The following is a 12,833-nucleotide window of genomic DNA, read 5'->3' on the forward strand; positions in this document are numbered from 1 at the left end:
CTCACGCCGTTTTGCCCGCGGTATCTTCTATCGCGGCCAGAACCTGATGACACTGCTGCAGCGCGAAGCGGTGCAGGATAGCCGCCAGACGGTCTTCGTCCCGATCCCTGATGGCGCTGATCGATTCCTGCATGTGGGCAAGATTGTCTTCGAGCACCTGGTTGCCTCCGCGCTGGAAAGCGACGAAGGCGCAGCGCTTCGCAGAGGGCCAGAGGTCGTCAACGGCTGAGACAATGAAATAGTTGTCGGCGTAGGCCAACGACGCCTTGGTGTACTCGATGCCCAGCTCCAGGAAGGTCATCAGGTCGTTCTTTTCAAAGCAGGCTTTCATCTGGTCGTACAGGGATTCCAGCCGGATCATGTCCTCCGGTTGCCAGTGGCGCACCAGCTTGCGGCCCGTGTGGGTGAGGTAGAGTTCCAGGGTTTCGTAGAGGCTGCGCACGAAATAGTCGTCCAGCGGCGTGACAAACGCGCCCTTGCGGGGAACATTGCGCACCAGATGCCGTTTTTCCAGCAATAACAGGCCTTCCCGGATAGACCCGTGGCTGACGTCCATCTGTTTGGCCATGGCGCCCTCGTAGATCCGTTCTCCGGACCGGAGCTGACCAAAGGCGATAAGATTCTCGATGTGGCGGGCGACCTGCTCGGTCAGAGTTTCCCGGGGTTTGAACGCATTCATGATGGTCTGTCGCTACTGCATGCTCGCTGATTCGTGTTGGCATGGTCGCACATTGGCCATTCCGGAGCCAGTGGCCGGGACACTAGAGCAACGGTGCCAGTAATCGTACCGCCCGGCAGCCGAGCCGGAACAGGATGGAACGGTCCTGGTAGTCGCTTTCGGTCATCAGGCGCGAGCTTTCAAGGTCCTCCTCCAGCATGGCTTCGACGCTGTGGACAAAATGCGGCGCCGTGGTGACGGCGGTAATCTCGAAATTCAGCCGCATGGAGCGGTTATCCATATTGGCGGTTCCGAGTGCCGCGTACCGGTCATCCACCAGAATCACCTTCTGGTGCATGAAGCCCGGCTGATAACGATAGATCCCGATGCCCGTCTTGCAGGCCTGAACCAGGTAGGAGTAGGCTGCAATGCCGATCAGGCGGCTGTCTGATTTTTCCGGGATCAGCACCCGGACATCGACACCCCGCAATGCGGCCAGCTGCAGGGCGTTCATGATCTGGAAATCCGGCACGAAATAGGGCGAGGCAATCCACAGCCGGTTGCGGGCATTGTTGATGCAGTTCAGAAAGAACAGCGTGCAGGTTTCCCAGGTGTCAGCCGGACCGGTGGGCAGCATCAGCACCTCGTCATCACCCGGCAGATTGTCCGAGGGTGCCCAATCCAGGTTCGGGAACTGGCTGCTGGCCCAGTTCCAGTCCTCCAGCCAGGCCAGTTGCAGGCCCGTCACCGCCGGTCCTTCGATCCGGCAGTGGGTGTCACGCCAGGGTTCCTGATCCATGGCGGTTCCCAGATACTCATCGCCCAGGTTGATGCCACCGACAAAACCGATCTTGCCGTCGCAGACCAGCAGTTTACGGTGGTTCCGGAAATTGATCTGGAACCGGCGCCGGCGAATATTCCCGTCGCCAAACGAGGCCACACGGGCGCCGGCGGCTGCGAGCTGCTTGAGGTACTTACGTGGCAGCCCGACGCTGCCGATATCATCGTACAGAAACCAGACTTCGACCCCCTGGGCCAGCTTGCGTTCGAGAATGGATTTGATCTGCCGCCCGACCCGGTCGGAGCGCACGATGTAAAACTCCAGGAGAATATAGCGGGTGGCGTCCTCCATGGCTTCAAACAGCGCCTCAAAGGTCGCTTCGCCGTCCCGCAGCAGGGTGCACCGGTTGCCATCGGTGAACGGTTGGCGCCCCAGCCGGCACAAAACCTGAAGCTCGTCGCTGAACCGGTCAGTGGCGGGTGGCGGAATGGAGGTGGTCTGCTGCTCAAACCGGTTCAGCAGGCTGGTCAGCGATTCGTCGCCCAGCCGGCGCGCCTTGACGTAGCCACCGAACCGGTAGCGCCCGAACAGGATAAACATGGGAACCGCAAGGTAGGGCAGCCCGAGCAGGCCAATAATCCAGGCGATAGCGCCCTGGGTGGTACGGTAGGTGAGAAGAATGCGGTAGATACAGGCCAATGCGCCCAGATAGATCAGGACGACCACAAAGGCAATCAGTGAGAGGTCTTCCATCATCGGCTCCCGCTGCCGGAAACCGGCGTCTGGGTATCTGCGGCCTGCATGGCCAGGTGCCTGGCCCGATACTCGGCCGGCGAGCTACCGGTCCAGCGTTTGAAGGCGCGGCTGAAGGCGCTGAGTTCAGAGAACCCCAGCAGAAAGGCAATCTCGCCCAGGGCATAGTGGTCGCCGGCCACGTAGCGAAGCGCCTTGTCCTGGCGCACCTGTTCAACCAGACCATGGAAGCTGAGCCCCTCTTTCTTGAGCTTGCGGTACAGGGTCTGGCGGCTCATGTGGCACTGGCGTGCCAGGGTGTCGGCATCGATTTTCTCGGTCGCCATCTGCTTTGAAATCAGCCGGCGGATCCTGCGGCCAAAGGAGCGTCGGGTCTGCAGCCTCGCCAGCAGGGAGTTGACCTGCTTCAGCACTGCGGAATAGACGTAGGGATTGCGCCGGGGGATCGGGTGCCCCAGGTGCCGGCTGTTGAAGGCCAGGCGGGTTGTGCCGCAGTTGAAATGTACCGGGCCACCCAGGAGCTTCTCGTATTCATCGGCATAGGCCGGGGCCGGGTGGGCAATTTCCGCCCAGTCGGCCCGGATGCCGGGATGGATGAAGTGCCGGGTCCGGGTGAGGGCGGCGGCCAGGGTTCGGTCCATGTCCTGGCGGCAGTAATGCTCGGCCGCGTCCGGCTGCCAGCACAGAATGGCCTGGTCGGTAGTCTGTTCAAAGCTCAGGAACACCGATTCATTGATCAGCCGGTGCAGGCGCACGTACTGGGTAACGGCCTCGCCCAGGGTGTCGCAATTGAAAAACACATGCCCGACCAGCCCCATGCGCTCCGGATCCACCACCTGGCCGGCATGGAGCCCCACGCCGGGGTCGCCGGTTACCTGCTCGGCGTGCTCCCAGAGCCGATAATGGGCGTCAGCCGGCACCCGCCGGTCGGGATCACGGAGTTCCGACATGGACAGGCCGGTGAGCCGTTCGACGCGGGGCGGGTTCAGCACGCCCTGGCGCTCAAGGTAGTGCACCAGCGCAAGCGTACTGGACGCCGCGACCCGCGGTGCACCGGTGGTGTCTGGCTGAGTTGAGGTCACATTCTCCGGCCTGATGGTTAACAACCCGTCATGATTGCTGATACAAAATGTCAAGTGCCTGCAACCGCCTGTCAACGGTTAGGCCCACCCCTAACGATAGCATCAAGGTATCAGGTTGAAGCAATGGAAAGGCAATCAGGAGGTGTTTTATGGCACAGGAAATCTTCGTACCCCATACCGAGCTGGAACGCAAAAACGTGATTGAGCTCGCCGAGTACCTGAACAGCATCTTTTACTGCTGATTTTCAGGCGTAACGTCTATGACCTTGATGCCGGGCCTGGCCCGGCTTTTTTTCGTCTTCAGAAAATGACTTCGGGCCCGGGCGCTTGCTCGCGCAACTGGCAGTGGTAATGTATCCGCTTTAAACACCCAGACCAATCCGGAGACTGACTGCCCATGACTGTTGCTCTGAATCATCGAATTACCGGCGAAGGCCCGCCCCTGATACTTCTTCACGGTCTGTTCGGGTCGCTGGACAATCTTGGCGGGATTGCCCGGCGGCTGGAGGATCAATGGCAGATTCATGCACTGGACGAGCGTAATCACGGCAGTTCACCTCATACCGAGGCCATGGATTATCCGTCGATGGCGGACGATGTGATTACCTACATGGATGCACAGGGTCTCGAAAAAGCCAGCCTGCTGGGCCATTCCATGGGCGGCAAGGTGGCGATGCAGGTCGCTCTCAAGGCGCCGGAGCGGGTGGATAAACTGATCGTGGCCGATATTGCTCCGGTCAGTTACAGACCTCACCATGATGCCATTCTGGAGGGCCTCACTGGCATTCACCTGACCGGTGTGCGCTCCCGCCAGGACGCTGACAAGCTGATGGCCGAATTTGTTGACACGCCCGGCGTGCGGCAATTCCTGTTGAAAAATCTTGAGCGTATTCCCCGGGAGCAGCAGGAAGAGGGCGGGCCAATGTTTCGCTGGCGCCTGAACCTGCCGGTGATTGATGCCTGCTACGGGAAGCTCGCCCGCGCGCCAGAGGGAGAAACCCCGTTCACCGGCCCGGTGCTGTTCCTGAAGGGTGCGGATTCGGCCTACATCCAGGAAAAACACCGGGACGAGATCCAGCGGCTGTTTCCCCGGGCCCAGTTGCGAATTATCCAGGACACCGGCCACTGGCTGCACGCCGAAAAGGCCGATACCTTCGCCGCGTTGTGCCGCCGTTTCCTCAGCGCTGAATAGGTGCTGGCCCGGGAAGGCGGCAATTTCATGCTCGCCGGCCTGTCTGCTAAGGTTAGGCAGTCTCTGGATGGAATCGACATAACAACAGGCGGGCAGAGTGTATGAAGTGGCTGATGGTGGGTTTGCTGGTTGTTTTCCTGCTGCTGGGCAGTTTCCTGCTGACCCCGTCACCCATCGACAGCAAGGCCTGGAATCCACCCGCTCCGCCCCCGCTGACCGGGCTGCTGGCGCCGAATGAGCGTTTGCGCCTGGCGGATCTGCTGGCCCGGGGACAGGTCTACGGCCCTGAAGACACCACCATTGGTCCGGATGGCGTGCTGTACACCGGCACCCAGGACGGTTATATCGTGCGGGTGTTCCCCGATGGCCGGGTGGAAAACTGGGTATCCACCGGCGGCCGGCCCCTGGGGATGGTGTTTGATCAGCAGGGCAACCTGATTGTGGCGGATGCCTGGAAAGGCCTGCTGTCGATCAGCCCCGAAGCAGAGATCACGGTACTGGCGAGGGAGGCGGAGGGTACGCCCTTCGGGTTCACCGATGATGTTGATATTGCCGATGACGGCCGTATCTATTTCAGCGATGCCAGTTCCCGCTTCAACCAGCCGGACTATCGGCTGGATCTGCTGGAGATGCGGCCCCACGGTCGTCTGCTTCGATATTCCCGGAAGACCGGCAAGCCCGAGGTGCTGCTGGGCAATCTGTATTTCGCCAATGGTGTCGCGGTGTCGCCGGATGGCGACTATGTTTTGGTCAACGAAACCTGGAAATACCGCATCCTGCGTTACTGGATCCGCGGCCCGAAGGCCGGGCAGACGGAAGTATTTGCCGACAACCTGCCGGGGTTTCCCGACAACCTGGCGGTAGATTCGAAAGGCCGATACTGGGTGGCTTTTCCGACGCTGCGCAATCCCCAGATCGACACCCTGCACCGCAACCCCTGGCTCAAGGATCTGGTGGCCAAACTGCCGGACAGCCTGAAGCCGGCCCCCCAGGAATACGGCCTGGTCATTGCGTTTGACCGGAACGGCAAGGTCATTACCAGTCTCCATGATACCCGGGGTACCCATCTGCAGGAGATTACCTCGGTGAATCCCCATGGGGATTACCTGTACTTTGGTTCACTTCACAACGACCGGATTGGCCGGTTACCGTTTGAGGCCATTCCTGGCCTCGGAGACAACAAATAATGTCCTGTACTGACATCGCCTGGGACCTGCCGGGCCCGTTCACCATGGAGATTGCCGTACGCGAGGCGGACACCGACCGCCTGGGCCACGCCAACAATGTGGTGTATGTGCGCTGGCTCGAAGATGTCAGTTGGCAGCACATTGAGAGCCTGGGCATGACCTGGGCCCTGCATGAAACGACCGGCAAGGCCATGGCGATCACCCGCACGGAAATCGATTACCTGGCCTCGGCCAATGCCGGCGATCATCTGGTGCTGGGTACCTGGCTGACCGGTTACGATGGCCGGTTCCGATCTGCCCGGCAGTTCCAGTTGGTGCGGCCCGCCGATGGCAAAACCCTGGTCCGGGCAGTCTCCACCCACGCCTGTGTTGATCTGAAAACCCAGCGACCGTCGAGGGCACCGAAGGAGTTTGCCGCGATTCTCGGCGGCGCGGTGGTTCCGGGTGGCAGGGGACTGTAGGTTTCCTGAACCCTTTTGTGCTTAACTTCTGCTAGTCTGAATCAAATCCAGTCCCGTTTAACCCGCTGTCCGGAGATCCTCATGGAAACGAATGCTGACCAGAATGCCGAATCCAGGATGCGCCATGTGGTCTACGATCGCTTTGGTGATCGCGATGTGCTGCAGGTGGTTCAATCTGCAGTGCCGGCGCCCGCCACGGGACAGGTGCTGGTCCGGGTGCATGGTGCGGGGCTTAATCCTATTGACTGGAAAACCCGCAAGGGGCTGGGCTTCGCCGCCCGGCAAATCGAGCATTCACTGCCCTGGACACCGGGATATGATATGGCCGGCGAAGTGGTCACGGTTGGCGATGAGGTAACCACCCTGGCGCCGGGCGACCGGGTGATGGGTATGATCGGGTTTCCCGCCGGAGGCGGCGGCTACTCGGAGTATGCGCTGGCGGCGGCGGATGAGCTGGCTATCGTGCCGGAAGAGCTTGACCTGGTTGCGGCCGGCGCACTGCCCCTGGCAGCACTGACCGCCTGGCAGGCCCTGTTTGAGGTGGCCAAGCTGGAATCCGGACAAAAAATTCTGATCCACGCTGGCGCCGGGGGTGTGGGGCACTTCGCCGTGCAGTTTGCGCTGGAGCGGGGCGCCCATGTGATTGCCACGGCGTCTGCCGGCAACCGCGATTTTCTGGCAGAGCTGGGCGTCCACGAAGTGATTGATTACCGCACCACCGATATTGGCGAGGAGTGTTATGGCCTGGACGTGGTGCTGGATCTGGTCGGTGGCGACACCGGCAAGCGGTCGCTGCACACTCTCGGCGAGCAGGGCGTTCTGGTGACGATTCCCACCGTCACGGCCGACGAGATCATCAGCACGGCGGAAAGCCTGGGCTTGCGTGCCCACGGCATGATGGTGCGCCCGGATGTTTTTCACCTCGAGGAAATTGCCGAGCTGATTGAAGACGGCGACGTGAAGGTTCACATCGAAAAGGCCTTCGCCCTGGACGACGTCGCGCAGGCCCACGAGCTTCTCGAGGGTGGGCACGTGCGCGGCAAGCTGGTGCTGGACTGTCGCTGAGCCAGACGTTGTGCTCAGGGGGCTGCCGGTAACTCGGTATCGACAGCCTCGCCTTCCTCTTTTTCCTTGCGTTCCTTCCGGGCCTGGGGCGGCACCAGGCTGATCAGGATCCAGTCGTCTTCCGGTTTCAGGTCTTCCATGTCGAGTACCGGGGCGACGTGTTCCTTGCTGTCGAAAGTGAACAGCACCAGGGCCTGGCCCTGATATTTTTTCCGGAAATCCTCATAGCCGAACGATTCACTCAGTTGCGTGGTCTTGATGGAGTAGCCCTGGCTCACCAGGCTGGCCAGCTTGGCGTAGCTGACCCCATCAAACAGGCCCCGGGTCATCTGGATTTTTTCGGCGGTCTGGTGCCGGGCCTTCTGATCCTGGTCACCCTCGGCCAGACTGAATACACAGTTGGTTCCGAACCAGTCCAGGAAGTGGTAAGTGGCCAGGGAGTTCATGTGCTTGTAGGGTGAGATGACCAGCAGCTTGCCGATGCCAGTAAGATCCAGGTGGGTAGCAGCATGTTCGGACACCGGGTTGCCGAAATACACCTGCAGGTTGTCCATGCGCGCCTGGCGCACGTTCTCCCAGTTGGTGTCGGCCAGGGTCACCGGTACCTCGTATTTCTTCAGGGCGGCACCGATCATCCGGGCGACCGGGTTGGCGCCAAGAATCAGGAAGCCGTATTCCGCCGGCTCGGCGACCTTCAGCAACCGGGCCAGGGGCCTGGCGGTCACGCTTTGCAGGGTGACGGTGGCAATAATCAGCATGAACACCAGGGGCACCAGAGCGCCGGCACTGTCATAGCCGAGCTTCTGTAGCTGGAAGGCGAACAGGGCAGACACCGCCGCCGCAACGATGCCCCGGGGGGCAACCCAACTGAGAAACAGCTTCTCCCGCCAATTCAGGTTGGTGCCAATGGCTGACAGGAAGATGCTGAAAGGGCGCGCGATCAGCATCAGCAGCGCCAGCACCACGACCAGGCCCCAGCCCAGCTCGGCAATGGCGGAAAACTCCACCCGTGCTGCCAGAATGATGAACAGGGCCGAAATCAGCAGAACGCTGAGGGATTCCTTGAACTCCAGAATGCTGTCAATCGGCACCTGCTTCATGTTGGCCATCCAGACACCCATCACCGTTACGGTCAGCAGGCCCGACTCATGGGCCAGCTCGTTGGAAATGGCGTACACACCGAGCATGAAGGTGAGGGTGCCGGCATTCTGCAGGTATTGCGGGATCCAGTGTTTGCGCAGCACGATGCCGTTGAGGTAGCCGGCAACGGCGCCGATCAGGAAGCCCACCGCCAGGGTTTTGCCAAAAATGTACACCGAGTGCCCGAACACATTGCCCTGGCCCCAGGATACAATCCCCTCGAACACCAGAACCGCGAGCAGGGCGCCGACCGGGTCAATGATGATGCCTTCCCAGCGCAGAATGTTGGCGAGTTTGGAGTCTGGCCGCACCGATCGGAGCAAGGGGGCGATGACGGTGGGGCCGGTGACAATGGAAATGGCGCCAAACAGCAGGGCCACCGCCCAGGAAACCTCCAGCACCCAGCGCGCCGCCAGGGTGCCGATGATGCAGGTAACAATGGAGCCCACCGGGACGAGATTGCGGACCATCTTGCCATGGCCACGGATTTCCTCGTAGCGCAGAGTCAGGCTGCCCTCAAACAGAATAATGGCAACGGCCAGGGAAATTACCGGGAACAGCAGGTCGCCGAAAACGACCTCCGGGGCCAGGAACCCGAGTACCGGCCCCGCCGCGATGCCGCCCGCCAGAAGGAACAGGATCGCAGGCATTCGAACGCGCCAGGCAAGCCACTGGCAAAACAGCGAGAGAACACCAATGCTGGCAAGAAGCAGGACAGTACTGACAGGCATACTGGTTTCAGGTCCATTGAGTTATTGGTTGGCGCGTCGTGCAATGCGGTTCAGCAGCCGGGATGCGGCAAAGAATCCGAAACTGGCGGTGACCGGGCTGGCTGCGCCAAAGCCGGAGGCGCAGTCGAGCCGTACCGGACCATCCGTAGCCGGCTTCTGCAGGCAGACTTCGCCGTCTCCGGCAGGATACGTCAGCTGCTCGAGGGAGTATACGGCCTCGATGCCAAAGCGCCGTTTCGGGTTGCGGGAAAAGCCGTATTCCCGGCGCAGCAGGTTGCGCACCTTGGCCAGCAGCGGATCCTGGGTGGTTTTGCTCAGGTCCGCCACCTGAATCTGGGTCGGGTCGATCTGCCCGCCGGCACCACCGGCGCAAATCAGTGGGATTTTCCGGCGCTGGCAGTGGGCAATCAGGGCGGCCTTGGCCTTGACGCTGTCGATGGCATCGACCACACCGGTCATGTCCGCGGTGATCAGTTCCCCGACGTTCTTGGTGGTCAGAAAGCCAAAGTGTACCCGGATGTCAGCATGAGGGTTGATGGCCCGCAGGCGCTCTGCCATGGCATCCGTTTTGGTTCGGCCATACTGGCCTTCCAGGGCATGGAGCTGGCGGTTGGTGTTGGAGACACAGACATCGTCCATGTCGATCAGGGTGATGGTGCCGATGCCGCTGCGGGCCAGGGCTTCAGCCGCCCAGGAGCCGACACCGCCGAGCCCGACCACGGCAATGTGGGCCAGACGGAAGGCTTCCAGGGCCCGGCGCCCGTAAAGGCGTTCGATACCGCCGAAGCGGAATGGGTAATCGTCGGCGTTCATTGAGTCCCCGCGCTGCTCCGGCCGGATGCCGGATAGAATCAAAGAGCGCAATTGTAACCCAGTGATGCCCCGGACAAAAAAACGATCATAAAAAAAGCCACGCAGGGCGTGGCTTGCAGGAAAGTGCCCAGTGCGACGGGCAGGACTAGTTCAGAGACACTAATCAACCTGACTATTATCAGGTTCCGGCAGCTTGTCCTGAAGGTCACAAAGTGTCATTGATCGGTCATTTTCGGCCAGAGCGGCCTCGCTTCGGCCACCCTGGGGGTCACGCCGCCCAGTGGTCGTCGGAAAGCGCCATGAGGCTGTCCTTGCCGCTTTCAATGTCAGCCAGCAACCAGTCCACTTCCGGCAGCAGCTTCTCGAAGTAGAAGCGGGCAGAGACCAGCTTGCTTTCCAGCAGCGGTTTGTTGCCATCGCCGGCGGCAAGCTGCTGGTTGGCCACGTTGGCCATCTGGGACCAAAGGTAGCCGATGACGGTCAGTGCCATCAGGCGCAGGTAGGGCGTGGCGGCTGCGCCCGCCTGCTCCGGATCGTTCGGGGCGTTGCTGGCCAGCCACAGGGTGGCGGTCTTCAGAGCCTTCATGGCGTTTTTCAGTGCCTCCCGGTGTGGCGCCTCCGGGTTGTCTTTCAGGTAACCGCTCAGAGTGGCGAACAGGGTGCGTACCAGTTGGCCGCCTTTCAGGCCAAGCTTGCGACCCACCAGATCCATCGCCTGGATGCCGTTGGTGCCTTCATAGATACGGGCAATCCGGCCGTCGCGCACCAGCTGTTCCAGCGGCCAGTCGGTGGTGAAGCCGGAGCCACCCAGAACCTGCAGGCCGGTGTTGGCGTTGTTGAAGCCTTCATCCGTGAGGAAGGCCTTCACCACCGGGGTCAGCAATTGCACCAGGTCGTCGGCGGCTTCGCGGGTGGTTTCTTCCGGGTGGGCCACAGACAGATCCAGTTGATGCCCGGTGAACAGGGCCAGGGCGCGCATGCCTTCATTGAGGACCTTCTGGCGCATCAGCATGCGGCGTACGTCCGGGTGAACGATGATCGGGTCGGCCGGGCCGCCGGGGTTCTTCGGGCCGCTCAGGGAGCGGCTTTGCAGGCGCTCCCGGGCGAAGCCGAGACTCTCCTGGTAGGCCATTTCAGCCAGTCCCAGGCCCTGCATGCCCACCATCAGTCGGGCCTCGTTCATCATGGTAAACATGGCACGCATGCCATCGTTGGGCTCACCGACAAGCCAGCCCCTGGCACCTTCGAAATTCATCACGCAGGTGGCCGATCCCTTGATGCCCATCTTGTGCTCCAGGCCGCCACAGAACGCCGGGTTGCGCTCGCCGGAATCCGGCAGATACTTGGGCACCACGAACAGGGAAATGCCCTTTGTGGTATCGGGGGCGCCGGGCAGCTTGGCAAGTACCAGGTGCACGATATTGTCCACCAGATCATGCTCGCCACCGGTAATCCAGATCTTGGTGCCTTCGAGGGCGTAGCTGCCGTCGTCGTTCGGGTTGGCGCGGGTCCGGATCAGGCCCAGGTCGGTGCCGCACTGGGGCTCGGTCAGGCACATGGTGCCGGTCCATTCCCCGGAGATCAGTTTCTCCAGGTAAGTCGTTTTCAGTTCGTCGGAGCCGTGGGCATAGAGCGCGCTGATGGCGCCGTGGGTCAGCCCCGGGTACATGCCGAGGGACAGGTTGGTGGAGCACACCATTTCGTCGACCACGAATTTCAGGGTGTGGGGCAGGCCCTGACCGCCAAATTCCAGGGGCGCGTCCAGCGCGGTCCAGCCGCCCTCGACAAACCGGTTGTAGGCCTCCTTGAAGCCTTCCGGTGTCTTCACCGAGCGGGTCTCGGGGTCATAGATGCAGCCTTCACGGTCGCCGGGTTGATTGGTGGGTTGAATAACCTCGGCCGCCAGCTTGCCGGCCTCGTCGATCACCGCGGAAATGAGATCCGGGGTGGCATCGGCGTATTTTTCGAGCTCGTGGAGCCGGTCGGCACCCAGTACATCAAACAACAGAAAACGAAGATCATTCGCCGGAGCCTGGTATTGCATGGATACTCTCCTTCATGGGCTTTTTTGCCTGGAACACCGCCAGCGAGACGGCACCCGGGAGGAAATGTGAACACTGGTTTCATACGGGCGTTTAAATACGGTGGTTCACCGGTTAAGCTGGTCCGAACGATAAAATTTTCGTATGTCCTGGATGATCCGGGAGGAAGGAAATGAAACGAATCGTGATAGCCGGCGTGTCCGGCGCAATCGGCGGCGCCCTGGCCACCGCTTTTCTTGAGCGGGACCCGGATGCAAGGGTTATTGGCCTGTGTCGGAATCCGGACCGGGTCGCGGAGGGCCTGCGTGCCGACCCCCGGTGTCGGATACTGGCCTGGGACGCCGGAGACGCGGATTCGCCGGCCAGGGTAGCTCAGGCACTGGAACCCCTGTTACCCGCAAAGCCGGGCATAGACACCTTTATCTATGCCGCAGGCTTGCTGCATGAGCCTGGCATGTTTCCTGAAAAGCGCCTTGAGGATGTGGTTGCGGACACCATGGCACAAGCGTTTGCGGTTAATGCAACCGGCTTCGCCCTGCTGTTGCAGGCGCTCATGCCTTGGTTGCGTCACCGGGAGTTCAAGCGCGTTGCCGCCATTTCCGCCAAGGTTGGTTCCATCGGTGACAACCGGTTTGGCGGCTGGTACGCCTACCGGAGCTCCAAGGCGGCGCTGAACATGCTGGTGCGCAACCTGTCGGTGGAACTGCCCCGCCGTTGCCGCCCGGTGGCGTGTGTGTCACTGCACCCCGGCACAACCGAGTCGGCCCTGAGTGAGCCGTTCAGCCAGTCGCTGGCGAAGCTGACCGTGCACACACCGGCAGATACCGCGCGCAACCTGATGGCGGTTCTTGAAGCCGCGGATGAGGCGGACAATGGGCGCTTTCTGAGTTGGGATGGCTCGGAGTTGCCATGGTAACCAGCGTTTCCT

Annotated in this window: 11 protein-coding genes; 5 read left to right on the plus strand and 6 right to left on the minus strand. The window is 61.3% G+C overall.

The genetic code is table 11. From position 1 onward, the window contains the following. Position 1: 1 nt before the first annotated feature. From msub_RS18690 to msub_RS18700, 3 genes are all read right to left on the minus strand, one after another. The gene (locus msub_RS18690; protein WP_048497639.1) at positions 2-679 is read right to left on the minus strand and encodes a GntR family transcriptional regulator; all 678 of its coding nucleotides are present in this window, start codon (positions 677-679) and stop codon (positions 2-4) included. Between the two features lie 82 nt (positions 680-761). Beyond that, complete coding sequence (gene cls, locus msub_RS18695; protein WP_048498027.1) at positions 762-2,192, minus strand: cardiolipin synthase; 1,431 nt, start codon at positions 2,190-2,192, stop codon at positions 762-764. Continuing rightward, positions 2,192-3,274: an AraC family transcriptional regulator gene (locus tag msub_RS18700; protein ID WP_048498028.1), complete on the minus strand. Its 1,083-nt coding sequence runs from the start codon at positions 3,272-3,274 to the stop codon at positions 2,192-2,194. Before msub_RS18700 ends, cls begins: the two co-directional genes overlap by 1 nt. A 397-nt stretch (positions 3,275-3,671) precedes the next feature. Between msub_RS18700 and msub_RS18705 the strand changes: the two genes are divergently transcribed. From msub_RS18705 to msub_RS18720, 4 genes are all read left to right on the plus strand, one after another. Continuing rightward, positions 3,672-4,466 carry an alpha/beta fold hydrolase gene (locus msub_RS18705; protein ID WP_048497640.1) on the plus strand — a complete coding sequence of 265 codons (795 nt, stop codon included), beginning with the start codon at positions 3,672-3,674 and terminating at the stop codon, positions 4,464-4,466. 101 nt (positions 4,467-4,567) lie between these two features. Then, the gene (locus tag msub_RS18710; protein ID WP_048497641.1) at positions 4,568-5,653 is read left to right on the plus strand and encodes an SMP-30/gluconolactonase/LRE family protein; all 1,086 of its coding nucleotides are present in this window, start codon (positions 4,568-4,570) and stop codon (positions 5,651-5,653) included. Beyond that, a complete protein-coding gene (locus msub_RS18715; RefSeq protein WP_048497642.1) occupies positions 5,653-6,114 on the plus strand; it encodes an acyl-CoA thioesterase in 462 nt (153 codons plus the stop codon). Before msub_RS18710 ends, msub_RS18715 begins: the two co-directional genes overlap by 1 nt. A gap of 81 nt (positions 6,115-6,195) precedes the next feature. Further along, entirely contained in the window at positions 6,196-7,179 is a 984-nt protein-coding gene (locus tag msub_RS18720; RefSeq protein ID WP_048497643.1) for an NADP-dependent oxidoreductase, read from the plus strand. A 14-nt stretch (positions 7,180-7,193) separates the two neighbouring features. Here the strand turns inward: msub_RS18720 and msub_RS18725 are convergent, their stop codons facing one another. The 3 genes from msub_RS18725 to msub_RS18735 form a co-directional block, all read right to left on the minus strand. Continuing rightward, positions 7,194-9,050, minus strand: coding sequence for a cation:proton antiporter (locus msub_RS18725; protein WP_048497644.1), 1,857 nt, complete (start codon positions 9,048-9,050; stop codon positions 7,194-7,196). A gap of 21 nt (positions 9,051-9,071) precedes the next feature. Beyond that, positions 9,072-9,863 carry a tRNA cyclic N6-threonylcarbamoyladenosine(37) synthase TcdA gene (gene tcdA, locus msub_RS18730; protein WP_197083906.1) on the minus strand — a complete coding sequence of 264 codons (792 nt, stop codon included), beginning with the start codon at positions 9,861-9,863 and terminating at the stop codon, positions 9,072-9,074. A gap of 268 nt (positions 9,864-10,131) precedes the next feature. Further along, positions 10,132-11,907 carry an acyl-CoA dehydrogenase C-terminal domain-containing protein gene (locus tag msub_RS18735; RefSeq protein WP_048497646.1) on the minus strand — a complete coding sequence of 592 codons (1,776 nt, stop codon included), beginning with the start codon at positions 11,905-11,907 and terminating at the stop codon, positions 10,132-10,134. A 170-nt stretch (positions 11,908-12,077) separates the two neighbouring features. On the opposite strand from msub_RS18735, the gene msub_RS18740 reads away from it, so the two are divergent. Then, positions 12,078-12,821, plus strand: a complete 744-nt coding sequence (locus msub_RS18740; RefSeq protein WP_048497647.1) for an SDR family oxidoreductase — start codon at positions 12,078-12,080, stop codon at positions 12,819-12,821. Positions 12,822-12,833 lie beyond the last annotated feature (12 nt).

Source organism: Marinobacter subterrani, from assembly GCF_001045555.1.
GTDB classification, from domain to species: domain Bacteria; phylum Pseudomonadota; class Gammaproteobacteria; order Pseudomonadales; family Oleiphilaceae; genus Marinobacter; species Marinobacter subterrani.

Excerpts from the sequence above, each read along its gene's own strand:
- msub_RS18690 (WP_048497639.1), bottom strand. The coding sequence starts at position 679 with ATGAATGCGTTCAAACCCCGGGAAACTCTGACCGAGCAGGTCGCCCGC.
- cls (WP_048498027.1), bottom strand. The coding sequence starts at position 2,192 with ATGGAAGACCTCTCACTGATTGCCTTTGTGGTCGTCCTGATCTATCTG.
- msub_RS18705 (WP_048497640.1), top strand. The coding sequence starts at position 3,672 with ATGACTGTTGCTCTGAATCATCGAATTACCGGCGAAGGCCCGCCCCTG.
- msub_RS18710 (WP_048497641.1), top strand. The coding sequence starts at position 4,568 with ATGAAGTGGCTGATGGTGGGTTTGCTGGTTGTTTTCCTGCTGCTGGGC.
- msub_RS18715 (WP_048497642.1), top strand. The coding sequence starts at position 5,653 with ATGTCCTGTACTGACATCGCCTGGGACCTGCCGGGCCCGTTCACCATG.
- msub_RS18720 (WP_048497643.1), top strand. The coding sequence starts at position 6,196 with ATGGAAACGAATGCTGACCAGAATGCCGAATCCAGGATGCGCCATGTG.
- msub_RS18725 (WP_048497644.1), bottom strand. The coding sequence starts at position 9,050 with ATGCCTGTCAGTACTGTCCTGCTTCTTGCCAGCATTGGTGTTCTCTCG.
- tcdA (WP_197083906.1), bottom strand. The coding sequence starts at position 9,863 with ATGAACGCCGACGATTACCCATTCCGCTTCGGCGGTATCGAACGCCTT.
- msub_RS18735 (WP_048497646.1), bottom strand. The coding sequence starts at position 11,907 with ATGCAATACCAGGCTCCGGCGAATGATCTTCGTTTTCTGTTGTTTGAT.
- msub_RS18740 (WP_048497647.1), top strand. The coding sequence starts at position 12,078 with ATGAAACGAATCGTGATAGCCGGCGTGTCCGGCGCAATCGGCGGCGCC.